Origin of the sequence: Microbulbifer sp. (assembly GCF_051659245.1) — a bacterium.
Taxonomy (GTDB): domain Bacteria; phylum Pseudomonadota; class Gammaproteobacteria; order Pseudomonadales; family Cellvibrionaceae; genus Microbulbifer.
Window position 1 is genome coordinate 1 of record NZ_JBOFOC010000023.1, and the last position, 25,286, is coordinate 25,286.

Genomic DNA, 25,286 nt, shown 5'->3' on the forward strand with positions numbered 1-25,286 from the left:
ACAACCACAGGCTCCAGAGCAAGGCGAAAAAGCGCAGGACTAGCAGCGCTAATTCAAGCTTTTTCAACGCAGCACTGGGGCCTGTGGCGAAGAGATCGGTTACAGAATTTACCGCAGGGCCCACTATGCATGTTCTTCAGGCCGCACCAACCGCAACACCTCCCGCGCCCGCTGCTCCTCCCCTATTTTGCGATAGTGATTGACCAGCGCCATCCCAAGGCTCTGCAATAGCGGGTGCTCGACTCCCTTTTTATGCAGCCGTCGCAATAAATCCTCCAGCCAGGGCCAGTCCTTTTCCTGCGCCGCGCGCCGTGCCAGCAACAGGCAGGCCTTGGCGGTGAGGGCTCGGGGCTGGGGGCAGGCCTGGAGGTAGTTGCGGTAGCCTTCGGAAAGCCTCCGGGCGTCGATTGCGGTGTCGCCGGCGAGGGCGAAGAGGGCCAGGTTGGCGCGGTGGTAGGCTTCGCTCTCCGGCGCCGCGGCGGTGAGTTCTATGGCACGCTGGATCAGCGGCAGTGATTGCGGATTCTGGCGCACCGCTGCGCCGGCAGCCTCGGCCGCTTCGAGCAGTTTGCCCTGGTTCTGCAGTGCTTCGATACGCGCCATGGCGCGCTGCTCCGGCGGCGGTGCTTCGTCTTCCCGCGGAATCTGCGTGAGCGGCGGGCGCCGCTTTACCAGTACCATGGCAAAGGCAAAGCCGGCCAGCAGGCCGCCGGTGTGGGCCCAGTAGGCAATGCTGCTGTCGCCGTAGAAGTAACCGAAAATTTCCTTGCCCAGCCACAGTGGCAACACCAGCAGCGCCGGCGCGCTGAATTCGCCGAACACGAAACCCAGGGTGTAGAAAAAGCGCAGCCTGCGCACTCCGTACACCGCGACGAACATGCCCATGATCGCCGATACCGCGCCGGAGGCGCCGACCATGGGGACCGGACTGCCCGCCTCCACGGCGATGTGCAGCCCCGCGGCGGCCAGGCCGCCGAGAAGATAGAGGCCGAAAAACCAGGCGGCTCCCAAGGCCAATTCCACCGAGAGGCCGAACAGCAGCAGAAACACCATATTGCCGATCAGGTGGTCCCAGCTGCCGTGCAGGAACATGTGCCCGAACAGGCCGGCCAGGTGCGGCTCCGCCGGGGTCAGCCCCAGGGCGAAACTGCTTAACCGGTCGCGCAGCCGCGCGAATTCCTGCCGTTGCGCCAGCCACTCGCTCTCCCCTTCGGCGCGCAGTTGCGGCAGCAGCCAGCGGTGAAACTCCGGATTCCACAGCAGTTCCCGGTAGACGAAGTCCTCCCCCTCGGCATCCACCTGCAGGCGCCACTCCGGGTGCACCTCGTTCACGTAGATCAGAAAGCGCGACTCCTCGCGGGCGGAAAGCTCATTGGAGAAATAGTATTCCTCCGCCTGCTGCCAGCGGGCCTCGTCGCCGCCCTGGTAGAACACGAAAACCAGCAGATTGAGCGCGATCAGGGCCAGGCAGACCAGCGGTGGGCGGCGCCAGTCGGGCTTGTTCTGAATGGGAATAATCAGCACGGGATTTTCCTTGTGGTTATCGCTGAGGCGTGCGGTTCGACATTACAACAATGCCATCCTCTTGCAGCCAAACGACCTAAAACCGCTACATAATTGACAAATACTTTGCACTTTCGCCACAACACCGCTATTTCCCCGCCAATTTTCACTAACAGCCCCTATGCCGCTGGATTACCTGGAGAGAGCCGCGCTATGTTTGCAGGCGTTGTTCGGGACGCCCGCTGTGCGGTCCGGCAGCGGGAGATATCACAATAAGGAAATCAATTGGAGCCTCAAATGAAGAAGCACAGTAGCAAACCCTCGAGTAAAGTTTTACCGCTTTTCGCCACCTGCGCCCTGGTCTGTTCCGCCGGCGCCCTCGCCGCCCCCGATCCGCTGGCGGGCAAAATGAACCTTCCCGCGCTGCAGGCAGATCAGAAGCACCAGCGCTTTATCGTCAAATACCGCGAAGGCGCGACGGAGCGCGCGAGCCTGGCCGCCGGCAACCGGCTGCTGAACGCGGTGGCCGCGGAGACCGGCACAGAGCTGAATCTGGTCCGCCGCCTGGCCAGCGGCGCCGACCTGGTGCGGGTCTCCGGGGAGCTGAACGGCGCCGCCGCCGAAGCGCTGATGCGCCGCTTTGCCCGCACCCCCGACGTCGCCTACGTGGAACCGGACATCCGGCTTACCACCCAATTCACCCCGAACGACAGCCGCTACAGTGAGCAGTGGCACTATTACGAATCCACCGCCGGACTGAACCTGCCCGGGGCCTGGGACAAGGCGGACGGCAGCGGCGCGGTGGTGGCGGTGGTGGACACCGGCTACACGGATCACAGCGATCTGCTCGGCAATATTATCGGCGGCTACGACTTTATCAGCGACAGCGCCACCGCCCGCGACGGCAACGGCCGCGACAGCGACGCCCACGACGAGGGGGACTGGTACAGCTGGTTCGAGTGCGGCCAGATATTCCCCGCCAACAGCAGCTGGCACGGCACCCACGTGGCCGGCACCGTGGCGGCGGAGACCCACAACAGCCAGGGCGTGGCCGGCGTGGCCTTCAATGCCAAGGTGGTGCCGGTACGGGTGCTGGGCAAGTGCGGCGGCAGCCTGTCGGATATCGCCGACGCCATCGTCTGGGCCTCCGGCGGCAGCGTCTCCGGCGTGCCCGCCAATCCCTTTCCCGCGGATGTGATCAATATGAGCCTGGGCGGGTCCGGTGCCTGCGGCGCCACTTTCCAGGATGCCATCGACACCGCGGTGGGCAACGGCAGCGCGGTGGTGGTGGCGGCGGGCAACAGCAACGCCAACGCCTCCGGCTTCCAGCCCGCCAGCTGCAACAACGTGATCAGCGTGGCGGCCACCGACCGCCAGGGCAACCGCGCCAGCTACTCCAACTACGGCAGCGTGGTGGATGTGGCGGCCCCCGGCGGCGAGACCGTCTCCACCGCCAACGGCGTGCTGTCCACGCTCAACAGCGGCTCGCAGACGCCCTCATCGGAGGGCTATGCCTTCTACCAGGGCACCAGCATGGCCACGCCCCATGTGGCGGGACTGGCGGCGCTGGTGCGGAGCGTTCACCCGGATATCACCCCGGCCCAACTGGAGGCGGAGATAAAGGCCAACGCGCGCGCCTTTGCCGGCTCCTGCTCCCAGTGCGGCAGCGGACTGGTGGATGCCGATGCCACGGTTACTGCAGTGATGAACCAGTAGCTTGCCCACCGTAGGGTGCGCCGTGCGCACCGACCGGGCATTGCCGCGCTTCAGGCAATGTCCGGTGCGCACGGCGCACCCTACACCGGCTGGCGGTTTGTAATTGATCCAAATACGAAATCGTAAGCCCGACCTTATTTATTTTCCCGCGCGCCGCTCGATCGGCAGTGGCGTCTCCCAGCTGCGCAGGTGCAGGTCGCGCTGGGGAAAGAGCACTTCGATGCCCTTCTCGCGGAATTCCAGCAGCAGCTCCAGATTGTAGAGCGCGTAGGGGTCGTCGAGTGGCGACACCATATTGCTGTTGACCCACACCACCAGCTTGAATTTCAGCGTGCTGTCGCCGAACTCCATCAGCCATACCTCGGTTTTGCGCTGCCAGTCGCTGTGGGTGATGTTCACCCGCTCCGCGGCCTCCAGGGCCGCCTCACGCACCAGGTCCGGGTCGGAGCCGTAGGCCACGCCGAAGGGCACGTGGATGCGGCGCACCGGGTCGTCCAGGGTGTGGTTGATCACCCGCCCGGTGACGAACTCGGTGTTGGGCACCAGTATGTCCACGTTGTCGCGGGTGGTAATGCGGGTGGAGCGCACATTGATATCGCGGATGCGGCCGAAGACGCCGGATTCCAGCTCCACCAGGTCTCCCACCCGCAGCGGCTGCTCGAGCAACAGGATCAGCCCGGAAATAAAGTTGGAAAAAATTGCCTGCAGGCCGAAGCCGATACCCACCGACAGCGCCCCGGCGATCAGGGCCAGCTTGGAGGTATCCAGACCCAGCATGCTCAGCGCGATCTGCGAGCCGGCGGCCGGCAAGCCGAGCTGGAGCTCCCGGCATTTCCCGGTGTTTCCCGGCAATCAGAGGAAATGCTGCACTTTGTTCTTATAGCTGCGGCTCATTTTCAAACGCTCACCATTGTTCAGTACCAGGTGGTACTCGCCGTTGATATGCGCACAGATCTCGCGCACGCGGCTCAGGTTGACAATGGTGGAGCGGTGAATGCGCTGGAACACCCGGGGGTCCAGTTGCTGTTCCAGTTCCTTCATGGTGATGCGCATCACATGGGTCTCGCCCCTGGCGTGCACGCACATATAGTCGCCGGCGGCGTCGATCCAGTCTATCTCCCGCGCGGGTACCAGGGTGATGCGGCCGGCGTCCTTGATGGCGATTTTTTCCGGGTAGCGGCTGCTGGCCCCCTCCCCCATACGAAAGTCGCCCGCCGCCAACTTCCGCTCCAGTGCTTCCGGTGATTCCCGGGTGAGATCCGCCACCGCTTCCAGCAACTGCTCGCGCTGGGTGGCGATGTCGGCGCTGGCGAGCTTCTCCCGCACCCGCGCCAGTGCCATCGCCAGTCGCTCCTCTTCGATGGGCTTCAGCACATAGTCCACCGCGTTGACCTCGAAGGCTTCCACCGCATACTGGTCATAGGCGGTGATGAACACCACCTGGGGCAGTTGCTCCTCGGGAATCTGCTGCACCATCTGCAGCCCGTTTACACCGGGCATCTGGATGTCCACAAACACCACATCCGGGTGCAGTTCGAGGATCTGCTCCCGCCCCTCGCGACCGTTGCTGCACTCGGCGATCACCTCCACCCCGTCGACCTGCTCCAGCCGCAGGCGCAGCCCGCGCCGCGCCAACGGTTCGTCGTCCACTACAATGGTTTTTAATTTTTCCACCGCGTCACTCATCGTACTATTCCTGTTCATAGGGAATTCGGATATGCACTACCAGGCCGCCCTCCGGCCGGTTGCAAAAACGCACTTTCTGTTCTTCGCCGTACAGCGCGCGCAGGCGCTCGCAGGTATTGCGGATACCCACGCCGTAACCGGAGGTCAGTCGGGCCAGATCCTCATCCGCCATGCCCGGGCCGTTGTCGCCCACCTCCAACAGCAGTTCACCGGCAAATACCCGCGCCTTGATGGTGATCTCGCCCCCCCACTCCCGCTGGGAGATGCCGTATTTGATCGCGTTTTCCACCAGCGGTTGCAGCAGCAGGCTGGGGACCAGCGCGCGCGGGGATTCCCCCTCCAGATCCAGGTTCACCCCCAGGCGGTCGGCGAAGCGCACCTTTTCGATATCCAGGTAGAGCATCAGCGCCTCCACCTCCCGGGCCAGGGTCACTTTCTGCATGGGGTCGTTGTCCAGGGAGTGGCGCAGGAACTGCGACAGGCGCGTCACCATATCGTTGGCGGTGCGCCCCTGGCTGTCCAGGATCAGGGTGGAGATGGCGTTCAGGGTGTTGAACAGGAAGTGCGGATTCAACTGGTACCGCAGCATCTTCAGCTGTGCCTGGTGGGCCATGGACTCGGCACGCAGGGCCTTTTCCTGCTGGGTCAGCGAAGCTCGATAGTACTTGATACCGTAATAGAGTGCAGTCCAGGTCAGCAGGATCATGAAGGAATAGGAAAACCAGTAGATGGCCAGTACCGCCGGGTGCTCGTCTCCCCGCTTGCCGTACAACCACAGGGAGCCGCCGAACTTGATCGTCGCCCACACCAGTGCCGCCAGCGCCACCACCGCCAGGGAGCCGAACAGGCGCGACGCCGGCGGCTTGTCCCACAGCCGGCGGAACCCGCGGCGCATTACTTCCGAGAGCGCCACCCCCGAGCCGGTGGCCACGGCGAGATACCCCATGTGCAGCCAGTGGTCCTCCACCCAGAAGAAGCTGCCCACAAAGGTGAGCAGGGTGTAGCCTCCCCAGCCGGCGAGTTGCAGAGCCCAGTACTGTCTCCGGTGCTCGGCCAGCCGCTGGGATAGCCATCGAAATGCGTTGTTGCCCATAAATACTCATTGCTATTCAATCGACCCCGGAAGGCCGCAGGTTGCAAAACAGCCTAATGCAGCGGCCCGCCCGGTGAAACACCGTCGGGCGCAGCAATAGGACGGACTGCCGCAGGAACAGATCATGGCTTACTGGCTTTTCAAATCGGAACCGGACGAATACAGCATCCGCGACCTGGCCGCGGAACCCGGTCGCACCGGCCGCTGGGACGGTATCCGCAACTACCAGGCACGGAACTTTCTGAGGGATTCGGTCGGGGTGGGCGACGGAGTGCTCTTCTACCACAGCGCCTGCAAGGTGCCGGCGGTGGTGGGTATCGCCGAAGTGGTGCGCGGGGCCTACCCTGACCCGGCGCAGTTCGCACCCGAGAGCGGCTACTTCGATCCCGGGGCCAGTGGCGACAAGCCGCGCTGGTACTGCGTGGATATCCGCTGGCAGAGCGAGTTCCCGCGACCGGTGCCCCTGGCGGAGATCAAACAGAATCCGGATTTGGCGGAGATGGTGCTGGTGAAACAGGGGCGGCTGTCGATCCAGCCGGTGACCGCTCAAGAGTGGAAAACCATTCTGCGACTGGGTAATGCCATTATGTAGGAGCGGCGGGGCGGCCATCCGCCCATGGCCGCGATCGAGCTCGCTTCGTAGCTCAATCCGATCGCGGGCGTGGCCCGCTCCTACAATGCGTCTTCGGAACGCTCGCTGGACCTCCCTCCCCTGTAGGAGCGGCGGGGCGGCCATCCGCCCATGGCCGCGATCGGGATAGTCAGTGCGACGATTTCAGCCGGCCTGTAGCGAGCCATCCGCGCGGAACATGCCCTTGATCCCGCGTACCGCCTGGCGGATGCGGTTCTGATTTTCGATCAGGGCGAAACGCACATAGTCGTCGCCGTAGTCACCAAACCCGATACCCGGCGAGACGCACACCTTGGCATCCGCGAGCAGTTTTTTCGCGAACTCCAGCGATCCCATTTCGCGGTAGGGCGCCGGAATCTTTGCCCACACATACATGGACGCCTTGGGCAGGTCGACCATCCAACCCGCCTCCCGCAGCCCCTTGACCAGGGCATTGCGGCGCAGGCGATATTGTTCGGCAATATCCCTCACGCACTGCTGGTCGCCCTCCAGGGCGGCTATCGCAGCCACCTGCAGCGGCGTAAAGCTGCCGTAATCGTGGTAACTCTTGATACGCGCCAGGGCGTTGACCAGATCCCGATTGCCAACCATAAACCCCACGCGCCAACCCGCCATGTTGTAGCTTTTCGACAGGGTGAAAAATTCCACCGCCACATCCTTGGCCCCCGGCACCTGCATGATCGAGGGCGCCGTCCAACCGTCATAGACGATATCCGCATACGCCAGGTCGTGAACCACCATAATGCCGTAGCGCTTCGCCAGGGCCACCACGCGCTCGAAGAAATCCAGCTCGACACATTGGGCGGTGGGATTGGAGGGGAAGCCCAGCACGACCATTTTGGGCTTGGGAATGCTTTCGCGGATGGCCCGTTCCAACTCGACAAAGAAATCGATCCCCGGGGCCAGGGGCACTGAGCGCACCTGGGCGCCGGCGATCACCGCTCCGTAAATGTGGATCGGATAACTGGGATTGGGAACCAGCACCGTGTCGCCGTGGTCGAGAGACGCCAGCATCAGGTGCGCCAGCCCCTCCTTGGAACCGATGGTGACCACCGCCTCCTCTTCCGGGTCGATCTCCACCTGGTAGCGCTGCGCATACCAGTGCGAGATGGCCCTGCGCAATCGGGGTATCCCCCTGGACGTGGAGTAGCCGTGGGTATCCTCGCGCTGGGCCACGTCACACAGTTTGTCGACGATATGCCGGGGCGTGGGGCCATCCGGGTTGCCCATGCTGAAATCAATAATGTCCTCTCCCCGCCGGCGGGCAGCCATCTTGAGTTCGGCGGTGATATTGAAAACGTAGGGGGGGAGTCGGTCGATACGGGAAAACCGGCGCACCGGCGTTTGGATGTCTGTTGTCATGGGTTCCTCGATACACGTTAGCGCCCGGAACCGTCCGAGCGACGCGGCCGCAAGATGCGGCTGAGCCCATATTACGCGAGCGGCGCCCCGCCGCGAACCCCTCTCCACAGGCTGTAGCTCTTCTATACGACACCCTTGGTGCGCGCGATAAAAATGCTGAGCAGCGACAACAGGGTGAGCACGCCGACAATCACCAGCAACAACAGCAGCGGGCGGAAGGGCTTACGCTCCACCTTGTTGACGCCGCTGTGCAGGTATTTATCTACCTTGGCCTGGTCTTCGTCAGAGAGCTTGTTCATAAATGCGGAATAATGAATGATGAATGATGAATGATGAATCATACCCCGCTATTCCGCATTCCGCATTCCGCATTCCGCATTCAAAAGAGCTCTTCCCCAATATCCATCAGGGTGGCGCTGCCGGCTTCGACGCTGGCGGCCAGGGCCCGGGCCTGGGGCAACAGGCGCGCGAAGAAAAAGCGAGCGGTTTGTACCTGACCACTGTAGAAGCTGTCCTCCGCAGTTTTCGGCAGCGCGACCGCGGCGGCCCTGGCCCACATGTAGGCGTAGGCCACATGACCGAACAGGTGCAGGTATTCCACCGAGGCCGCGCCGGGCGCGTGGGGGTCGTCTTTGGCCGCGGCCAGTAGGTTTTCGGTAGTCCCGCGCAGGCGCTGCAGCTCCGCTGCCAGGGGCTGCACGAACTCGGCCATGTCCTCGCGGTCGATCTCCGCGTCGATAAAGGCCTGTACGTCGGCGGCAAACAGCTCGAAGAAGGCGCCGCCGTTGGCCACCGTCTTGCGGCCCACCAAGTCCAGGGCCTGAATGCCGTTGGTACCCTCGTAGATCTGGGTGATGCGCACATCGCGCACCAGCTGTTCCTGACCCCACTCGCGGATATAGCCGTGGCCGCCGAACACTTGCTGGCCGAGCACTGTGCACTCCAGGCCCTTGTCGGTAAAGAAAGCCTTGGCCACCGGGGTGAGCAGGGCCACCAGCGCCTCCGCCTTCCGCTTTTCCTCGCCCTCGCCGAATTTGGCGATATCCAGCCACTGGGCCACATAGGTGGACAGGGCGCGGGCGCCGCCGATCAGCGCCTTCTGGGTGAGCAGCATGCGGCGCACGTCCGGGTGCACGACAATCGGGTCGGCGGCCTTGTCCGGCGCCTGCGGGCCCGCCGGCGAGCGGCTCTGGATACGCTCGCGGGCGTACTCCCGGGCGTTTTGATAGGAACGCTCGGACGCGCCCAGGCCCTGGATACCCACCCCCAGGCGCTCGTAGTTCATCATGGTGAACATGGCCGCGAGCCCCTTGTTCACCTCGCCCACCAGCCAACCGGTGGCGCCGTCGAAATTCATCGCGCAGGTGGCGGAAGCTTTGATGCCCATCTTGTGTTCGATGGAGCCGCAGTGCACCGCGTTGCGCTCGCCCAGGCTGCCGTCCTCGTTGACCAGCACCTTGGGCACCAGGAACAGGGAGATACCCTTCGGGCCCGCGGGGGCGTCCGGCAGCTTGGCCAGCACCAGGTGAATGATGTTCTCGGACAGGTCCTGGTCGCCGCCGGTGATGAAAATCTTGCTGCCGGTGATGGCATAGCTGCCGTCTTCCCTGGGCTCGGCCTTGGTACGGATCATTCCCAAGTCGGTGCCGGCGTGGGGCTCGGTCAAATCCATGGCGCCGGCCCAGGTGCCCTCGTACATCTTGGGCAGGTAGCGCTGCTTGAGCTCCCCGCTGCCGTGGGCGTCGATCGCCAGGCAGGCGCCGGCGGTCAGCACCGGGTAGAGGGCGAAGGAGATATTGGCGGAATTGATCATCTCCTCCACCTGGGCACCGAGCATTTTGGGCATACCCATGCCGCCGTATTCGGGGTTGCCCAGCAGCGCGCCCCAGCCGCCCTCGCAGAAGGTGGCGTAGGCCTCCGGAAAGCCTTTCGGGGTGGTCACCACACCGTCGTTCCAGTGGCAGCCCTCTTCGTCGCCGCTGCGGTTGATCGGCTCCAGGGTATTGGCGGCGAGTTTGGCCATCTCTTCCAGGATCGCGTCCGCGGTTTCCCGATCGGCGGTTCCCGCCAGCGCCGGCAGGCGGGCCCAGAGTTTTTCCGCGGCAAATACTTCGTGCAGGAGAAAATGCATCTCCCGCAGTGGCGCCTTGTATTCAGCCATGCTCCCGGTCCTCATTCACTTGTTTCAAACGGTTGTTTGAATTTAGGTGCGAAGTGGGGGATTGTCAACTGTGTTGGAAAAATGGTGTTGAGGTTCGACGCCGTAGGAGCGGCGGGGCGGCCATCCGCCATGCCCGCGATCGGTCTCTGCTATTGGCCGCCGTCGATCGCGGGCATGGCCCGCTCCTACAGGGGGGGTAGAAGAGGGCTCAGATCGAGATGCTCGGCCGCGTTGCGGTAATCGGCCTCCTCGTCGAACGGCAGTGCGCCCAGCAGCGGCGCGGGCAGCAGCGCCTGCAGGGTGGCCAGGTTTTCCTCCGGTCGCGCCATGCTTTCACAGACGAAGTTGGCCACCCACCCCGCCAGTTGCAGGCCGTCGCGGCGGATCGCCTCGGCCGTCAGCAACGCGTGGTTGATGCAGCCCAGTTGCATGCCCACCACCAGGATCACCGGGATATTCAGTTCCCGCGGCAGGTCCGACAGGAAAGCCCGGGGGCCCAGCGGTGTGCGCCAGCCGCCGGCACCCTCGATCAACACCAGGTCCGCACCCGCGGCCATCACGCCGCGACAGACACCAGCCAGGCGGGGGACACTGAGCTGCACGCCCGCTTCATGCGCGGCTATATGGGGCGCTATGGCCGGCTCCAGGGCGACGGGATTGACCTGTTGGTAGGGCAGTTCCAGGGTCATCGCCTCCTGCAGCATCAGTGCATCGGCGTTGCGCAGCCCCTCGTGGGTACAGTCGCAGCCGGAGGCCACCGGCTTCACCGCTGCGGTGCCCAATCCCTGCCCGGCCGCGCGGGCCAGCAGCGCCGCGGTCACATAGGTCTTGCCCACCTCGGTGTCGGTGCCGGCCACAAAGAAGGTGCGAGCCACAGACATTCCCTCCATCAGAATTTTCATCTTTTTTACTTGACGCCTCTTTCAACGTCGCCTACTTGCTGATAAATTACCCACTCAGAGCAAAAAATAACCAATTCCGGCAGGGGTTTTTGCCCGGGGTTGGGATAATTGCCCGCTACGCCGGGGCGGGACAGCGCCGGCATAAGATCGCATCACGCCCAACCGGCGACAGTGCGACCGCAGGGAAGCTTCCGAAGAACAGAAAACTATAGCTTTTGCTTCAGAGACCAATGCGATACCTGACTCTTGCCCTGCTGTTGCTGGCACCTGCGCTCGCCTGTGCCGCTGTAAATCCCGTCGACCTGGTGGTCGTGTATAAATCCAAAGGCCTGATGCAATTGATCCGCAACGAGCGTGTGGTCAAGAGCTACAAAGTGGTGTTCGGTGACCCCAGGGGCCACAAGGTCCGCCAGGGAGACAAACGCACTCCGGAAGGCCGCTATACCCTGGACTGGAAGAACCCCAACAGCCGCTTCTACCGTTCCATCCACATCTCCTACCCCAACGCCCAGGACCGCGCCCGCGCGGCCAAGCTCGGAGTGAACCCGGGCGGCGATATCATGATTCACGGGATAAAGCCGCAGTGGCAGGGCATGGAGAAGTACCTGCAGAAAACGAACTGGACCGAAGGCTGTATCGCGGTAACCAACCGCGAGATGGATGAGATCTGGGCGATGGTGAAGACGCCGACGCCCATTCATATCTATCCCTGATAGTCGGGAATCGCAGCAATAAACACCCTGTAGGAGCGGCCCATGGCCGCGATCAGACTTCCTGGTTATCGGATAGATTGATCGCGGCCATGGGCGGATGGCCGCCCCGCCGCTCCTACAACAGTTCTCATGGCGTCTCCCTCCAGACTCAGATAGATCACCTCGTAGGTGGCCGGCAGCCCGGCCGGCGTGCGGAACCGTTCATAAGCCGCCGCCAGACGGCGCAGCTTGTCCCGGCCCAGCAGGCCGCGACCGGCGTCGCGATTGATATTCCGGGCCCCGATAACTTTCAGCTCGCGCATCAGCAATCGGGCACTATCGAAATAGAGCACCCGCTCCTCACAATGCAACCGACAGTCTCCCGCCGCCCGGCGCCAGTCGTCCTCGGGCAGGAAGCGGTTGACGTGCACACCGCCATCCACATCCGCCCAGCTCGCCTTCAATTCCCGCAGGGTGCCCGGGCCGAGGGTGGCGACCAGGCAGCGTCCCCCCGGCGCCAGTATCCGGCGCAGCTCCGCAAACAGCTGCGGCAGGCGGTAGCACCACTGCAGCGCCATACTGGAAAACACCAGATCGATACTGCCGTCCGCCAGCGGCAGCTGCTCCGCGTCGGCGGCGATATAGTGATCCGCCGCCGGCCGTTCGCGACGTGCGAACTGCAACATCTCCCCGGCCAGGTCCAGGGCGATGATCTCCGCCCCCGGAAAACGCCGGCGCAGCAGCGCGCTGCCGTAGCCGGTGCCGCTGCCAAGGTCCAGGATACGCCGAGGTGTCGCGTGATCGCCGATTTCGCGCAGCAACTGGCGGCAAACGGCGCGCTGCAGATGGGCGGCATTGTCGTAGCTCTGTGCTGCGCGGCCGAAGGATTTGGCTACCGCGGATTTTTCGATCGGGACCCGGGCGGACCGGTGCCGGCGGATTAATCCGGCTGTTTTGTCCGCCACCAGTTCGGGATTTGAGAGTTGCGGCGCGTGGCCATAGCCGGGCAACAGCTCGGCCTCCGCGCCCAATTCACGAAGATGCGCCGCCGCGTCGGCGGGCACCAGGGCGTCGCGCTCGCCGAGCAGGTGCAGCGCCGGTAGGGACAGGCCCCGCAATACTTCCCGGTTGTCCCAGCGACCCAGGCAGCGCAGGGCTTCCCCCCAGGCATCGCCAATGGTTTGCGGCGCCCACTGCTTCAGTTGCCTGATCACCCGGCGCATTTCGCCATCGCCGCGGGCCTGCAGGCCGCAGAATTTTCCCCAGGTTTCCCGGGGCTCGTTCCGCATCGAGCGACAGAACCGGCGGAAGGTGGCGGGGTCCATACCGGGCCAGCCGTCGCCGGCGACAAAGCGACCGTTGGCGGCGATCGTCAGCAGGGCGCCAATTTTCTCCTGGCCGGGCAGTGCGGCCAGCCGCGCGGCCAGCATTCCGCCCAGGGAGTGGCCCACCAACAGGCAGTTGCGCGGCAGACGCCGATAAAGATTCTGCAGCAGCGTTTCGTCGTCGGGCCAGGGCTCGCCCGCCGCATCGCCGAAACCCGGCAGCTCCAGGCAGGTGACCGGCAGCGCGGTCCTCTCCCGCAGGGCGTCGAGCAGCGGCTGCCAGCCGCGGCTGTCACCGCCCCAGCCGTGCACCAGGACCAGTCGCTCTACCGGTTTCACTCTGCCACCACCGCGGAGTCGGCCGGGGATTCCACCAGTGCCCGCAACAGCGCGTCGATTTCCGCCTCGCTGTGCGCGGCGGAGAGCGTGATACGCAGGCGCGCGGTGCCCGCCGGTACCGTGGGCGGACGGATGGCGCCCACCAGGAAGCCGCGCTGCTGCAGCCCGGCGGCGAGTGCCATCACCGCTTTCTCTCCGCCGATAATCAGCGGTTGGATGGCGCTGCGGGAATCCGTCAGGGGCAGGCCCAGCGCACCGGCCCGGTCGCGGAAATAGCGGATCAGGTCCGCGAGGCGCTCGTGCCGCTGCGGTTCCCGCTGCATGATTTTCAGCGCCGCCAGGCAGCCGGCGGCCACCGCGGGCGGCATGCCAGTGGTGTAGATATAGGGGCGCGCGAACTGGGTGAGATAGTCGATCAGCTCCCGCGAACCGGCGACAAAGGCGCCGGCGTTGCCGGCGGCCTTGCCCAGGGTGCCCATCAGTACCGGTACCTGCTCCGGGGTCAGGCCGGCGGCCGCGGCGCTGCCGGCGCAGGGAAACTCTTTGCTGCCCATAACGCCGAAACCGTGGGCCTCGTCCACCATCAGCCAGGCGCCGTGCGCGTCACAGAGGCGGGCGATATCCGCCAGCGGCGCGCAGTCGCCGTCCATGCTGTAGACGCCGTCCACCGCCACCAGGGTATTGCCGTCCGCGCGGCTCAACTGCCGCTCCAGGGATTCCATATCGCTGTGGGCAAAGCGCAGGCTGCGCGCACCGCTGAGCTGCGCGCCGTCGATCAGCGAGGCGTGATTGAGTTTGTCCTGGATCACCGTATCGCCGCGGCCCACCAGCGCGCACAGCGCGCCGACGTTGGCCATATAGCCGCTGGAGAACACCAGCGCGGCCTCGCGCCCGGTGAGTTCGGCGATCTTGTCCTGCAGTTGTTCGTGGATCCGCAGGTGTCCGTTGACCAAGTGGGAGGCGGTGGCGCCGGCACCCAGCCCGGCGCCCCGCTGCTGCGCGGCGATCACTTGCGGATGAGTGGCCAGGCCCAGGTAGTCGTTGCTGCTGAAGGCAACCAGTTCCCCGCCATCCACCAGCGCCCGCGGCCCGGGCGCGGCGGCCAGGGTTTTCATCTCCCGGTAGAGGCCGAGCTCGCGCCGCCGGGCGAGCCGCTGGTGCAGGATATCCCGGAAGGTCATTTCACCGCGTTGTAGAAGTAGGGGTCCTGTTGCTGCTCGGCGATGCGCGAGGACAGCTCCGCCTCCACCTCCGCCTCGTCGGCGTGCTGGTGGTATTCCTCCGGCTGGATACCCAGGCGGTTGAACAGTTGCATATCACGGTTGGTTTCCGGGTTTGGCGTAGTGAGCAGCTTCTCGCCGTAGAAAATGGAGTTGGCCCCGGCCAGGAAAGCCAGCGCCTGCATTTCGTCGCTCATGTGTTCGCGGCCGGCGGACAGGCGCACATGGGATTTGGGCATCACAATCCGCGCCACGGCGATGCAGCGGATAAACTCGAAGGGGTCCAGGTCGCGCTGGTCTTCCAGCGGCGTGCCGGCGACCTTCACCAGCATATTGATCGGCACGGATTCCGGGTGCTCCGGCAGGGTGGCCAGTTGCACCAGCAGCCCGGCGCGATCCTGCTCGCCCTCGCCCATGCCGATGATGCCGCCGGCGCAGACCTTCATGCCCGCGGCGCGCACGCGGTCCAGGGTTTCCAGCCGGTCCCGATAGGTGCGGGTGGTGATAATCTCGCCGTAGTATTCCGGCGAAGTGTCCAGGTTGTGGTTGTAATAGTCGAGGCCGGCATCCGCCAGTTCCTTCGCCTGTTCGTCGTTGAGCATGCCCAGGGTCATGCAGGTCTCCAGACCCAGGGCCTTCACCCCGCGCACCATTTCGGTCACGTAGGGCATGTCCTTCTTCTTCGGCGAGCGCCAGGCGGCGCCCATGCAGAAGCGGGTGGCGCCGCCGGCCTTGGCGGCGCGGGCTTCTTCCAGCACCTTTTCCACCTTCATCAGCTTTTCCCGCTCCAGGCCGGTGTCGTAACGGGCGCTCTGCGGGCAGTAGGCGCAGTCCTCCGGACAGGCGCCGGTCTTGATGGAGCAGAGGGTGCTCACCTGTACCCGGTTGGCATCGAAGTGTGTCCGGTGCGCCTGCTGGGCGGTGAACAGCAGATCGTTGAACGGCAGCGAGAACAGGTCGAGGACTTCCCGACGGGTCCAGTCGTGGCGGATGGTGGCGGCGGGCATTTGCCGGTTGGCAGTCACGGGCGTAGTCTCCCCGGTTGTTGTTTTGACTGTAGGAGCGGCGGGGCGGCCATCCACCCCGCCGCTCCTACAGGGTGCATTTAAAAGTCGCCAGTGTAGCGGTGGACCAACCTCTGTCAACCAAAGTGACTACCAATGGTTTACAAACAACTGTCCCACCTGTTATCCCGCGGGCTGGCCCGCTGTGTGCTGTGCGCCGCCGGCCCGGCGGACCCCGATGGAATCTGCGCACCCTGCCGCCGGGAACTGCCCTACCTGCACAGCGCCTGTCGCCGCTGCGCCCTGCCACTCGCCCAGCCCGCCGACGCCTGCGCCAACTGCCTGCAGCAGCCGCCGGCCTTTGCCTCTGCCCGGGCCGCCTGGCACTACGCCTTTCCCGTGGGTCAGCTGATCCGGCGCTTCAAATACCACCGGGATCTTGCCGCCGGGCACAGCCTGGCGCTGCTGGCCGCGGCCCATATCCGCCCGAATGAGAGGCCCGACCTGCTGGTGCCGATTCCCCTGCACTGGCGCCGCTACCTGACCCGCGGCTACAACCAGGCCCAACTGCTCGCCGCCCGGTTCGGCCGCCAGTGGAATATCCCGGTAAGACCGCGGCTGCTGCACAAGCACACCGCCACCGATACCCAGCAGCAACTCAGGCGCGGTCAGCGACTGCGCAACCTGCGGGACAGCTTCCGCGTGCACGGGGCGCCGGGCGGTTTGCATATCGGCCTGGTGGACGACGTGATCACCACCGGCGCCACCCTGGAGGCGGCGACCCGCTGCCTGCTGGAGGCCGGCGCTGCGAAGGTGAGCGCTTTTGCGCTGGCGCGGGTGCCCTAGGCGCATTGAGAGATTCCGGTCTTAACCCTACAGACCGGAATTCCGTCACATCTCCAGTGGGCAGTTATTTACATCTCTCACACCAGCGAGCGGCGGGCGTCCATCGCCTTAGGCTTCCGCGCTTTGTCCGGCCCCAGTGTTGCGGTAAAGTGGCGGCCAATGGATCAGTAATTCACAGGACGAGTCAGCACTTCCTCATGTTCAAACGCCTGTTTGCCTCCCGAAAACACCCCTATGTCCCCGGCCTCAATCAGCGCGAAAAGGTCGAAATGGATCTGTCCGGCAACCGGCTGACCATGACGCTACCGCCGCACAGCGATTACGAGGGCTTTCGCAGGGAGCCGCCGCCCCGCCGGGTGAATATCCATGATCCGGATCAATACGATACCGGGGAACTGCTGCCGGAATGGCAACGGAGTGGAATCGCAAGCTACTGTGGTCTTCTTGCGGATCGCAACTGGGAGCTCTATGGCCCGCCCTGGCGCACTCGACCTTATGGAGCCGTTGAATTTCGCACGTCGATCTGGCGCTTGGATTCGATGCCGGAGGGTATGAGCTGCTTTAACCCTTCACATTTTCAACAAGCAATAGACCGCGCCCTCTATTTTGGCTTTGGCGGTCCCGCTCACCCTGACGATAGCCGGGAAAAGGCCCCCATCAACTGGCGCCTGCAGCGCGAGTCCGGAACCACCGGATTCTACTTTGAGTCACACCGCGATTTTTCTACCTATGTCAATGAACCCTCCCCACACGAAGCCACCTTCCGGGCTAGCACGTTAGTATTACCTCTAGAAGACCGCTATTGCCTGGGGATATCTTTTAGCTACCTGGGCTATGCACCGGTGGACTACTGCCTGGCCAATATGAATGCATTGCGGGACTCTGTTCTTGAGTCCGTGCGCCTGGAATTGGGTCCTACTGCCAGAACACAGCTGGCCGAAGCACAACGCCAGTGGCCGCGAGCCAGCGCCAGTGAGAACAGGGACCCAATAGCCTGGAATTACCCGAAGTGGCGGAGAGGTGACTACCGCAAGGGGGAACCAAATATTGTAATTCTCGAGCCAGGAAGCCCGCCGCCTGAGTTTACTCCCTGAATAATCCCGGAACTGAGCGCAAATAATTCACCAACCTCAACCAATTCATAACAAGGAGATCGTTATGAACCATTCCACTAACCGCTGGAAAATCCTGATCCATCAGTACGCAAATCCCAATGCCAACCGCGATATCTATGTGCATGAGGACCATTATGCAGACTGGGAGCGGATCAAAAACAGCCACGAGGGCAACTACTATCTGGGCTCCATTATGCGCGCCGCCTACAGCCTTAACGCCCAGGCCGGCGGCCGCACCAACAAGCCCGCGTGCCTGGTACAAAAAGGCTTTGCCATTCACTATCTGATCGACGACGAGGGCAATGTAAAACTGCTAGCCCTGGATATCGACGCCAAGTACGAGACCCCAAGCGGCGAGCAAACTACCGGCCTATATCAAGTGCGCTACTCGGATTCCCCAGGGCGCAAAGGTTGGCGTACTCAAGGTGTCACTGAAAGCCAAATGAACCTAGCTCACCGCTGGAAAGAAGCCCACTACGCCGCGGTCGCCGGTAAGTTCGATGACAAGGAACAGGCTGGCAGTAAACTGGCCAATCATATCCGCAACGCCTATGAAGGAGAACTCAGGGGCCACCCGATGGATAGGGAGGGCAAGATCTACTCCCTCTACTGGATAAACGGCAGCCACAAGAGCGACGGGCAGCACGACCAGCTGGTATCCCTGCTCCAGCAGGCCATGGGCCAGAAAGCGCGGGTACACTGGATTGCCCAGGGCGAGGGCGCCGGCACCTTTGTGCGGGCCATGCAATCCCTCAAGAACGCCCCCAAACTACACGGCGCCGAAGGGGATGCTAAAGTCCGCGCGCGCCAGGTGGTGTACTTCTCCAACCCACGCGGCAAGGGCACCACAACCACAAAGCTGAAGGCTCTGTGCGAACAGGTGGGCTTCGAACTGGCGGGTATCAACCGCAACCCCGATGACCTGTGGGATCGAGAGTCCCACGGCGCACATGCGAAGAAAGTCCTGCCCGTAGTTGCCAAGATTGGCTTTAGCGGCGCGGCCGGCGCATTCGGTTTCGATACCGTAGTGAAATCCCTCAACCTCTTCCTGCAGTCGGCCTCGGTCGGTAGCGCAACCGCCGCGGGGCTCGGATGCTATGTGGTCGGGAAGAGTGTCTACAACGACTTGAGCGGCCACGCCCGCAGCCTCAAGGGCGTTTGTCAGAATACCCTCGGAAAAGGCAATCAGAACTGGGCCGCATAGGCCCGCTATATCACAGCGCCGCTGCCATCGCGGCGCTGTCGCGCCTCATCATGCGGCCACCGGTTCAACCAGGTCCATCAGCTTGCCGAAACTATCCACCACATCGTATTTCACATTTTCCAGAGCATCTTTCTCTATAAGATCCGCAAAAAACTTACGTGCACAGGCGATCTTGGTTTCCTCGATCGCGCGCAGGTCCATACTGGACATGGAGCCCTTGGTTTCCGCCACAAAGTAGACGTGTTTGACCTCGCCCTGCTTGAAGGAGATGGCCCAGTCCGGGTTGTAGTCACCCACCGGGGTGGGGATCAGGAACCCCCGCGGCAGCTTGGCGTAGACCACCACTTCGGCGCAGGTATCCAGCTCTTCCACAAACTTCCGCTCGACTTTTGAATCGGTCACCACATAGTCGTAGACGTGCCGCTTGAGCTTGTCTCCCGCATGAGTGAAATCCAGCAACTTCTCGCCCGCGGTGAAGATATCCAGATCGTGCCGTTCGTCGATGGGGTCGTAGGCCAGATGCTGGATGATCATGGTGGCTTTCTGCTCGTTTATCAGGCGAGTCGCCTCACTGATAAAACTCTCCGGGTTGGTTTTGAACTGGGCAAATACCGCCGGATTCAGGCCTTTCAGGATTTCCGCCACTGTGCGGCGGGTGAGCAGGGTGCCTTCCACCAGCTTGCCGATCAGGTCGTAGCGCACCGCCGAGTGCACGGAAAATTTATTTTCCTCGACAGAGGTCTCCTCAATCTTGAAGCTATCCCCACCGCGCAACTGCTCGTAAGTCACCTGATCCGCCTGCTCGCCCTTCTGGACAATGAACTGAAGTGGCGTTACGCGCAGGCCCTTGTCCTTGTCGTTGAGGGTGGCGATGGCTTTGCCCACCAGCTCATCGGAGTCGAATTGCACCGTGTAGGCCGCCTTGCGGTTGATGCGACTCCAAAGTGCTTTGAATTCGGCCTTGTCGAAATTGGCGTTGAGCGGGTTCTTTTTCGGGCGGCGGTCGTCGCCGATATCCGGCAAATCGGCGCCGCTGAATACGCTGTCAATCAGCTTGAATACCTGCTCCGCGTGGGGCTCCAGCTCCGGCGGCAACTCCGCCAGCGAGCCTTCCATTTTGGCCGCGTGATAGGTCTCGGCGATATGATCCGCGTCGTCGGTGTAGTCGTTCTTGAGCAGGTAGCGGTAAATCTGCTTGGCCATTTTGTCGGTGACGGTAATATCGCCTTCCGGGGTGTGCAGCACCTTGCCGGTGAAATAATCCTCGTCCGCCACGCGCGGCCGGGTGGAGAGGGTTTCGCTGATATCCTTCTGCAATGCGGTCACGAAATCCTTGTAGCTCTCGCTGGCCACCACCGTCAGCACATTGATGTCGTGCACAATGGCCGGGTGATCCATGCGCTCGCCGTGCTGGTCCACCGCCAGGCGCAGGCCGCGGCCCACTTCCTGACGGCGGGAAACGGTATTGTCGCTGTGCTTGAGCGCGCTGATAACGAATACATTGGGATTGTCCCAGCCCTCACGCAGGGCGGAATGGGAGAAGATAAAGCGCACCGGTTCCTCGAAAGACAGCAGGCGCTCCTTGTCTTTCAGGATCAGGTCGTAGGCGTCCACATCGTCCGCCTCACCGGCGCCCTCGCCGCGCGCCTTCACCTTGGGGTCCACCAGTTTTTTGCTCTTCTTGTCGATGGAGAAGTAACCGCTGTGGGTTTCCTCCACGGCGATACTTTTCAGGTACTGGATATAGGGTGTTTCCTCCAGGTCCAGCACCTCGTTCAGGTACTGGTTGTACTCCTCCTCGAAAATCCGCGCGTATTCGCCCTTCTCGTCCGCGGCCTCGTAATCCCGGTATTTGGCCACCTCGTCGATAAAGAACAGGCTGAGGACCTTGATGCCCTGCTGGAACAGGGCCTGCTCCTTGTCGAAGTGGGCCTTGATGGCTTCGCGGATCTGCAGGCGGCGCAGGGTGGTTTCGTTCACATCCCCGGCGGCATCGCCCACAAACAGCTCCACACCGTTGGTGAAGCTCAAAGCGTCCGTAACCGCGCTGATCTCGGACACCACATAGCCCTTGTACTGATCCAAGCCATTGGAGAGATCGAACAGGTTGTCGCCCTTGGAGAGCTTGCGCAGCACCGGCTTGATAGTGCCGTTGGCCCGTTTCTGCTCCAGCTCCACACGGACCACCGTCGGCCGGTTGGCGGCGATTTCGATGGATTGCAGATACAGGTAGGCATTGGTGCCCGCCAACCCCTTCACGCCTATGCCGCGCACGGCGATCTTCTTCACCAGTTTCTGGTTGTAGGCGTCCAGGGCATCCAGCCGGTGAATCTTGTTGTGGCTGGTTCTGTGGGTGGCGGACTGGCAGGTTCTGCAAGCGCTGCACCTGCTGGATATTCTCCAGCAGCTTGTCTTGCGGCAGGGCGATATCGCCGTTGCGGAAGGCGGTCCACCGCGCTCACTTCTTCCGCGAACAACGCCGCCTGGGGTTCGGCCGGCTTGGTTTCCGGCTTTACCCCCGGGGCCAGACGATAGCGCACACTGCCCTGGGAGGGCTGGCCGGCGAAGCAGTCCACCACCGCCTGTACGGCAGCGGTCTGGTAGGACTGGGTCTTGAACTTGAGCTTCATCACGTATCCTGTTCCGTTTTGTAGAGCCTCTGGACTCCACAAAGCAAATCTAATCCGACCGACTGGTCACAATATATTCAGCCCGCTGGAACTGTTTGTCCCACGAGCTGTGGGACTCTTCTCAAAAAGGTTTTTTTCTGCATCTCTCTGCAATTTCGAGGAATACGAATAAATCGGTGAAACTGTAACGCATTGATTTATAAGTATTTTTATTCTTTCTCCCGGCTCCATGGGGAGCCGTTTCTCTGCATTTTCTCTGCAAATCTCTATTTTTTCTCTGCAAGCATCCAGCGGGAAGCCGAGTCCACACCAGCGTTGAAGATAACGCCCCTGCGCCGCAACTTTGTTAATAAGTTACTGATTTTATTGATCTTTTTCTCATGGTCCAGCGCGTCACTGAGCTTTGGCAACAGCAGCTCGTTGATCTGGGCCCGGTTGGCCTCTCCGAAGCTATCCAGGTAGTCGGTGAACAATCTGGACTGCGAAAGCCTGACTCTCCTGGTGGGTGCCGCCCTAAGGTCGAATTTTTCGAAGGCTTCAAACAGGCTCCAAGACACAAAGGGCGCGGCGCCAATCTGCCACCGCTCCATTGCCCCTCTCCAGCCGCAGGCGTTTAATGCGGGAACGCCGCCGCCCGGCGGCGCAATCCAGAGTAAATCGGCAAATGGAGGAAACCATGAGCGGCCAGACAACTTTGCGCCTCGGCGATACGGCGCCGGATTTTACCCAGGAGTCCACCGAGGGCAGCATCAATTTCCATCAGTGGATCGGCGACAACTGGTGCGTGCTGTTTTCCCACCCCAAAGACTTCACCCCGGTGTGCACTACCGAGTTGGGGGAGGTGGCGCGGCTGAAACCGGAGTTCGAGAAGCGCCACTGCAAGGTGATCGGCCTCTCGGTGGATCCACTTGAGGACCATCTGAGCTGGCTCGGGGATATCGAGGCTACCCAAGGCCAGCGGCTCAACTTCCCGCTGCTGGCGGACCGGGACCGCAAGGTGAGCGACCTCTATGGCATGATCCACCCCAATGCCAGCGACACCCTCACTGTGCGCACCGTGTTTGTGATCGACCCCGACAAGAAGATCCGCCTGATGATCACCTACCCCGCCAGCACCGGGCGCAATTTCGAGGAGATACTGCGCGCCATCGACAGTCTGCAGCTCACCGACAAGCACAAGGTGGCCACACCGGTAAACTGGAAGGCGGGGGACAAGTGCATCATTGTGCCCTCCCTGTCCAACGAGGAGGCCGCCAAACTGTTCCCCGACGGCTGGGACGAACAGCGGCCCTACCTGCGAGTGGTGGAGCAGCCGGAGAAGACGTGACGCTTCACCTATAGCAAAACAGCTCGTAGAAAAGCCGGGTGTCTCGGGCTGGCGCCCGGCTGAACCCCCTGAATTCCAAGGGTCACTGTGTTCATCGACCATCCCGGTGCAGGCTCAGCGCGTAGCAGCCGTAGGCGGCAAAGCGCAACAGGGCGAAATCGATAGGGTCCTGCGCAAAATACCTGACCGTCTCTTCCTCGATCTGCTCCGGCCTCACCAGCTTCGCGGCCACTGTAGGCCCACAGCACCAGTTGTGCGCCATCAAACAAAAACTCTTCACGAATCGGTGTTACGATAAACGACATAGCAATCGTTATACTCCACAGTAGCGAGCAGAGCGGCCAGCCTAGCGAATGCCGGCAATTTCAGCTGGCTGCTTCCGGAAACGGCATTCGCAATCCAAACGATTTCTTCCACACCAATAAAAAGAGGACCGCACCGTGAAGAAACTGTTGTTGATAACACTCGCCCTGCCACTCGCGGCAACCGCCGCCGATCCCATGTCCACCAGCTGTACCCATGGTGACGATGTGCGCACCATCGAGGTGGTCTACCCCCAGGGGGCCGAACTGCCCTGTGAGGTTCACTACACCAAGGACGGGGAGACCCGAACCCTGTGGAGCGCGAGCAACCAGGCCGGTTTCTGCGAGAGCAAGGCGGAAGAGTTTATTTCCAAGCAGCAGAACTGGGGCTGGCAGTGCGACAGCGCCGCGGACGAACCGCAGGAAAACACAGCCGCAATGGAACCGGCGCCCGCTGCCGAAAGCGCTGATTTGAAAACCGCTGCGAACGGGGAAGAAACCCCGATAGAAGCCCAGACCGATTGATACTTCCAAGAGGGCTCCAGCGCCTTGCCGGGCTGGAGCCCGCCGCTCCCGGAGCTGAACTGGCCCGAATGGTAACCGCTCGCAGCCAGAGGTACCCTCGCGCGCAAGTCAATAGTTAGTACTTACGTACCATAAAAACCCGGTTTCGCGCGCAAATTCAGCTTGAGTGCTCCGGCCGTTTGCAGTATCAAAGCAACCCACGACTGGAAGGGGATAGCGACAAATACACAATTCTCGGGTTCTGGAATTCAACCCGCATAGACATCAAGTGGTTACAAGGATGAAAAAGGCCATTCGTACCCACAGGGGTGCCTTTACCTATTGCCGTGCGCGCGCCGCCCGTCTCGCGCCCGTCGCTGCTCTTTTGCCCGCCGCTGCCATTGCCGCCCCGCTGTCGATTCCGCCTCTGCACACGCAAATCTCCATACTCTGGCCCCTGGGCCTGGGTCTCACAGTCGTCGTGTTTGCGGTGATCGCCCTCCTGCTCCGACTGCGCCTGCGCGAGGCCGTGTTCAGCGGCGAGGCCCGCGCGGCGGAACTGCAATCCGGCAACGCCGGGCTCTACCGCCAGTTGCAGTCCAAGGGGCGCGAACTGGCCGCGCGCGAGCGGGAACTTGGCGAGGCCCGCGAAAGCCAGGAAAAACTGCGCCAGGAGAAAGCCGACCTGCTCGCCATTACCGGCCACCGCCTGCGCCAACCCCTGGACACCCTGCTCGGCACCCTGAACCTGCTGGCCCAGAACACCGACGGCGAAACCGCGCGGATGGTGGACACGGCCCGCCGGCAGGCCCAGACGGCCCTGGAATCCCTGGAGGAAATGCGGCAGATGGAGACGGTGGAGCTGAAAATGCCGGCGGAACAGACCGCGGACAGCCTGTCGATCCTGCTGGTGGAGAGCGGCAGCCACGACTCCCTGCGCCCCACCCTGGAGGAGCGCGGCCACCGGGTACAACAGTACGACAACGGCGTCGACGGCGCAGATGCGGCACTGCGCGACAAGTTCGACCTGGTATTGCTGGACAGCACCCTGCCGCTGATGGACGGCGTGGAAACGGCGCGCAGGATTCGTCGCGGCGCCGAGAGCGGGCTGCCGGTCTTCGGCCTGGTGGCGAACCTGCGCCGCGGCGACCGGGAGCGATACCGGGATCAAGGCTTCAACGGCGTGCTGCCGAGACCGGTGGCGGAACCCCGGCTGCAACAGCTGCTCGCCTGGGCCGCCCGGCACAGGCGGGAACGCCCCGCCGGCGAGCGCCGCACCCGCGCCACGCGCCTGCTCAATACCGACACTTTGTGCCGGCAGCGGGACACCCTCGGCCATCTGCCGTTTGCCGAACTGCTCGGCGAGCGCATCGCCACCCTGCCCAAGAAAACCACCGCGCTCACCAGAGCGCTCACCGGGCGCCACTGGCTCGATGCCAAGCAGCACGCCCTGGCCATCGCCGCGAGCGCCGAGGAGCTCGGCCTGGAAGCCGCCGCCGCGCGCCTGCGCGCGCTGGTGGCGCGCCTCTCGGTGGACGGCGAGCGGGAATACTGCCGCCACCAGCGCACCGAAGTCCTCAACCTGATGCGCACATCGATACAGCAGCTCAAAGCCTGGCGGGAGAAAAATGTCTGCAGCGAGTGGGCGCTAAAATGACAGAAATCGGGGACCGGAGGACCAGAGGTAACTTGCAATTGCAACACCGGCCCGCATGCTAGTGTGG

Annotated in this window: 24 protein-coding genes; 9 read left to right on the forward strand and 15 right to left on the reverse strand. The window is 62.8% G+C overall.

What is annotated here, in order from left to right; all coding sequences use genetic code 11:
• Positions 1-123: 123 nt before the first annotated feature.
• Entirely contained in the window at positions 124-1,524 is a 1,401-nt protein-coding gene (locus tag ACRC0P_RS02380) for a rhomboid family intramembrane serine protease (protein WP_438628158.1), read from the reverse strand.
• A 276-nt stretch (positions 1,525-1,800) separates the two neighbouring features.
• Here ACRC0P_RS02380 and ACRC0P_RS02385 point away from each other — a divergent pair, with 276 nt between their 5' ends.
• A complete protein-coding gene (locus ACRC0P_RS02385; protein ID WP_438628160.1) occupies positions 1,801-3,219 on the forward strand; it encodes a S8 family peptidase in 1,419 nt (472 codons plus the stop codon).
• A gap of 138 nt (positions 3,220-3,357) precedes the next feature.
• Here ACRC0P_RS02385 and ACRC0P_RS02390 read toward each other — a convergent pair whose 3' ends face one another.
• The 3 genes from ACRC0P_RS02390 to ACRC0P_RS02400 form a co-directional block, all read right to left on the reverse strand.
• The gene (locus ACRC0P_RS02390) at positions 3,358-3,996 is read right to left on the reverse strand and encodes a mechanosensitive ion channel family protein (RefSeq protein ID WP_438628162.1); all 639 of its coding nucleotides are present in this window, start codon (positions 3,994-3,996) and stop codon (positions 3,358-3,360) included.
• Positions 3,997-4,071: 75 nt separating this feature from the next.
• On the reverse strand, positions 4,072-4,905 hold the full coding sequence (locus ACRC0P_RS02395; RefSeq protein WP_438628164.1) for a LytR/AlgR family response regulator transcription factor: 834 nt from the start codon (positions 4,903-4,905) through the stop codon (positions 4,072-4,074).
• 4 nt (positions 4,906-4,909) lie between these two features.
• On the reverse strand, positions 4,910-5,998 hold the full coding sequence (locus ACRC0P_RS02400; RefSeq protein WP_438628166.1) for a sensor histidine kinase: 1,089 nt from the start codon (positions 5,996-5,998) through the stop codon (positions 4,910-4,912).
• Positions 5,999-6,122: 124 nt separating this feature from the next.
• On the opposite strand from ACRC0P_RS02400, the gene ACRC0P_RS02405 reads away from it, so the two are divergent.
• Positions 6,123-6,590 (forward strand): EVE domain-containing protein, encoded by a 468-nt coding sequence (locus tag ACRC0P_RS02405; protein WP_438628168.1) that lies wholly within the window; start codon positions 6,123-6,125, stop codon positions 6,588-6,590.
• A gap of 183 nt (positions 6,591-6,773) precedes the next feature.
• On the opposite strand, the gene alaC is transcribed toward ACRC0P_RS02405, so the two are convergent.
• The 4 genes from alaC to bioD all read right to left on the reverse strand — a co-directional run bounded on the left by alaC (position 6,774) and on the right by bioD (position 11,054).
• Positions 6,774-7,991, reverse strand: a complete 1,218-nt coding sequence (gene alaC / locus ACRC0P_RS02410; protein ID WP_438628169.1) for an alanine transaminase — start codon at positions 7,989-7,991, stop codon at positions 6,774-6,776.
• Positions 7,992-8,113: 122 nt separating this feature from the next.
• A complete protein-coding gene (locus ACRC0P_RS02415) occupies positions 8,114-8,332 on the reverse strand; it encodes a DUF3094 family protein (protein WP_438628171.1) in 219 nt (72 codons plus the stop codon).
• 38 nt (positions 8,333-8,370) lie between these two features.
• The gene (locus ACRC0P_RS02420) at positions 8,371-10,152 is read right to left on the reverse strand and encodes an acyl-CoA dehydrogenase C-terminal domain-containing protein (RefSeq protein ID WP_438628173.1); all 1,782 of its coding nucleotides are present in this window, start codon (positions 10,150-10,152) and stop codon (positions 8,371-8,373) included.
• A 185-nt stretch (positions 10,153-10,337) separates the two neighbouring features.
• Complete coding sequence (gene bioD, locus ACRC0P_RS02425; RefSeq protein ID WP_438628175.1) at positions 10,338-11,054, reverse strand: dethiobiotin synthase; 717 nt, start codon at positions 11,052-11,054, stop codon at positions 10,338-10,340.
• A 230-nt stretch (positions 11,055-11,284) separates the two neighbouring features.
• Between bioD and ACRC0P_RS02430 the strand changes: the two genes are divergently transcribed.
• The gene (locus tag ACRC0P_RS02430) at positions 11,285-11,767 is read left to right on the forward strand and encodes a L,D-transpeptidase family protein (protein WP_438628177.1); all 483 of its coding nucleotides are present in this window, start codon (positions 11,285-11,287) and stop codon (positions 11,765-11,767) included.
• Positions 11,768-11,832: 65 nt separating this feature from the next.
• Here the strand turns inward: ACRC0P_RS02430 and bioC are convergent, their stop codons facing one another.
• From bioC to bioB, 3 genes are read right to left on the reverse strand one after another with little or no spacing between them, the layout of a single operon-like run.
• Positions 11,833-13,410, reverse strand: coding sequence for a malonyl-ACP O-methyltransferase BioC (gene bioC / locus ACRC0P_RS02435; protein ID WP_438628179.1), 1,578 nt, complete (start codon positions 13,408-13,410; stop codon positions 11,833-11,835).
• Positions 13,407-14,591 carry an 8-amino-7-oxononanoate synthase gene (bioF, locus tag ACRC0P_RS02440; protein WP_438628181.1) on the reverse strand — a complete coding sequence of 395 codons (1,185 nt, stop codon included), beginning with the start codon at positions 14,589-14,591 and terminating at the stop codon, positions 13,407-13,409. Before bioF ends, bioC begins: the two co-directional genes overlap by 4 nt.
• Positions 14,588-15,637 (reverse strand): biotin synthase BioB, encoded by a 1,050-nt coding sequence (gene bioB / locus ACRC0P_RS02445; RefSeq protein ID WP_438628212.1) that lies wholly within the window; start codon positions 15,635-15,637, stop codon positions 14,588-14,590. Before bioB ends, bioF begins: the two co-directional genes overlap by 4 nt.
• A 153-nt stretch (positions 15,638-15,790) precedes the next feature.
• Between bioB and ACRC0P_RS02450 the strand changes: the two genes are divergently transcribed.
• The 3 genes from ACRC0P_RS02450 to ACRC0P_RS02460 all read left to right on the forward strand — a co-directional run bounded on the left by ACRC0P_RS02450 (position 15,791) and on the right by ACRC0P_RS02460 (position 18,799).
• Positions 15,791-16,480 carry a ComF family protein gene (locus ACRC0P_RS02450; protein WP_438628183.1) on the forward strand — a complete coding sequence of 230 codons (690 nt, stop codon included), beginning with the start codon at positions 15,791-15,793 and terminating at the stop codon, positions 16,478-16,480.
• 197 nt (positions 16,481-16,677) lie between these two features.
• Positions 16,678-17,574: a hypothetical protein gene (locus ACRC0P_RS02455; RefSeq protein WP_438628185.1), complete on the forward strand. Its 897-nt coding sequence runs from the start codon at positions 16,678-16,680 to the stop codon at positions 17,572-17,574.
• Positions 17,575-17,638: 64 nt separating this feature from the next.
• Positions 17,639-18,799: a hypothetical protein gene (locus ACRC0P_RS02460; RefSeq protein WP_438628187.1), complete on the forward strand. Its 1,161-nt coding sequence runs from the start codon at positions 17,639-17,641 to the stop codon at positions 18,797-18,799.
• A 48-nt stretch (positions 18,800-18,847) separates the two neighbouring features.
• Here the strand turns inward: ACRC0P_RS02460 and ACRC0P_RS02465 are convergent, their stop codons facing one another.
• From ACRC0P_RS02465 to ACRC0P_RS02475, 3 genes are all read right to left on the reverse strand, one after another.
• Entirely contained in the window at positions 18,848-21,088 is a 2,241-nt protein-coding gene (locus tag ACRC0P_RS02465) for a hypothetical protein (RefSeq protein WP_438628189.1), read from the reverse strand.
• Positions 21,085-21,429, reverse strand: coding sequence for a hypothetical protein (locus ACRC0P_RS02470; RefSeq protein WP_438628190.1), 345 nt, complete (start codon positions 21,427-21,429; stop codon positions 21,085-21,087). Before ACRC0P_RS02470 ends, ACRC0P_RS02465 begins: the two co-directional genes overlap by 4 nt.
• 266 nt (positions 21,430-21,695) lie before the next feature.
• A complete protein-coding gene (locus tag ACRC0P_RS02475; RefSeq protein WP_438628192.1) occupies positions 21,696-22,019 on the reverse strand; it encodes a hypothetical protein in 324 nt (107 codons plus the stop codon).
• An 86-nt stretch (positions 22,020-22,105) separates the two neighbouring features.
• Here ACRC0P_RS02475 and ACRC0P_RS02480 point away from each other — a divergent pair, with 86 nt between their 5' ends.
• Positions 22,106-22,756, forward strand: coding sequence for a peroxiredoxin (locus tag ACRC0P_RS02480; RefSeq protein WP_438628194.1), 651 nt, complete (start codon positions 22,106-22,108; stop codon positions 22,754-22,756).
• A 91-nt stretch (positions 22,757-22,847) separates the two neighbouring features.
• On the opposite strand, the gene ACRC0P_RS02485 is transcribed toward ACRC0P_RS02480, so the two are convergent.
• Positions 22,848-23,018: a hypothetical protein gene (locus ACRC0P_RS02485; protein WP_438628196.1), complete on the reverse strand. Its 171-nt coding sequence runs from the start codon at positions 23,016-23,018 to the stop codon at positions 22,848-22,850.
• A 178-nt stretch (positions 23,019-23,196) separates the two neighbouring features.
• Here ACRC0P_RS02485 and ACRC0P_RS02490 point away from each other — a divergent pair, with 178 nt between their 5' ends.
• Both ACRC0P_RS02490 and ACRC0P_RS02495 read left to right on the forward strand, forming a co-directional pair.
• Complete coding sequence (locus ACRC0P_RS02490; RefSeq protein WP_438628198.1) at positions 23,197-23,583, forward strand: hypothetical protein; 387 nt, start codon at positions 23,197-23,199, stop codon at positions 23,581-23,583.
• Positions 23,584-23,863: 280 nt separating this feature from the next.
• A complete protein-coding gene (locus ACRC0P_RS02495; RefSeq protein ID WP_438628200.1) occupies positions 23,864-25,219 on the forward strand; it encodes a response regulator in 1,356 nt (451 codons plus the stop codon).
• The last annotated feature ends 67 nt before the right edge of the window (positions 25,220-25,286 follow it).

Bases quoted from the DNA above. Each gene is read 5' to 3' on its own strand.
- ACRC0P_RS02390 (WP_438628162.1), bottom strand. From the start codon at position 3,996: ATGCTGGGTCTGGATACCTCCAAGCTGGCCCTGATCGCCGGGGCGCTG.
- ACRC0P_RS02395 (WP_438628164.1), bottom strand. From the start codon at position 4,905: ATGAGTGACGCGGTGGAAAAATTAAAAACCATTGTAGTGGACGACGAA.
- ACRC0P_RS02430 (WP_438628177.1), top strand. From the start codon at position 11,285: ATGCGATACCTGACTCTTGCCCTGCTGTTGCTGGCACCTGCGCTCGCC.
- ACRC0P_RS02470 (WP_438628190.1), bottom strand. From the start codon at position 21,429: ATGAAGCTCAAGTTCAAGACCCAGTCCTACCAGACCGCTGCCGTACAG.
- ACRC0P_RS02495 (WP_438628200.1), top strand. From the start codon at position 23,864: ATGAAAAAGGCCATTCGTACCCACAGGGGTGCCTTTACCTATTGCCGT.
- ACRC0P_RS02400 (WP_438628166.1), bottom strand. From the start codon at position 5,998: ATGGGCAACAACGCATTTCGATGGCTATCCCAGCGGCTGGCCGAGCAC.
- ACRC0P_RS02415 (WP_438628171.1), bottom strand. From the start codon at position 8,332: ATGATTCATCATTCATCATTCATCATTCATTATTCCGCATTTATGAAC.
- ACRC0P_RS02460 (WP_438628187.1), top strand. From the start codon at position 17,639: ATGAACCATTCCACTAACCGCTGGAAAATCCTGATCCATCAGTACGCA.
- bioF (WP_438628181.1), bottom strand. From the start codon at position 14,591: ATGACCTTCCGGGATATCCTGCACCAGCGGCTCGCCCGGCGGCGCGAG.
- ACRC0P_RS02455 (WP_438628185.1), top strand. From the start codon at position 16,678: ATGTTCAAACGCCTGTTTGCCTCCCGAAAACACCCCTATGTCCCCGGC.
- ACRC0P_RS02385 (WP_438628160.1), top strand. From the start codon at position 1,801: ATGAAGAAGCACAGTAGCAAACCCTCGAGTAAAGTTTTACCGCTTTTC.
- ACRC0P_RS02405 (WP_438628168.1), top strand. From the start codon at position 6,123: ATGGCTTACTGGCTTTTCAAATCGGAACCGGACGAATACAGCATCCGC.
- ACRC0P_RS02420 (WP_438628173.1), bottom strand. From the start codon at position 10,152: ATGGCTGAATACAAGGCGCCACTGCGGGAGATGCATTTTCTCCTGCAC.
- ACRC0P_RS02480 (WP_438628194.1), top strand. From the start codon at position 22,106: ATGAGCGGCCAGACAACTTTGCGCCTCGGCGATACGGCGCCGGATTTT.
- ACRC0P_RS02450 (WP_438628183.1), top strand. From the start codon at position 15,791: ATGGTTTACAAACAACTGTCCCACCTGTTATCCCGCGGGCTGGCCCGC.
- ACRC0P_RS02485 (WP_438628196.1), bottom strand. From the start codon at position 23,018: ATGGCGCACAACTGGTGCTGTGGGCCTACAGTGGCCGCGAAGCTGGTG.
- ACRC0P_RS02475 (WP_438628192.1), bottom strand. From the start codon at position 22,019: ATGGAGCGGTGGCAGATTGGCGCCGCGCCCTTTGTGTCTTGGAGCCTG.
- alaC (WP_438628169.1), bottom strand. From the start codon at position 7,991: ATGACAACAGACATCCAAACGCCGGTGCGCCGGTTTTCCCGTATCGAC.
- bioB (WP_438628212.1), bottom strand. From the start codon at position 15,637: ATGCCCGCCGCCACCATCCGCCACGACTGGACCCGTCGGGAAGTCCTC.
- bioD (WP_438628175.1), bottom strand. From the start codon at position 11,054: ATGAAAATTCTGATGGAGGGAATGTCTGTGGCTCGCACCTTCTTTGTG.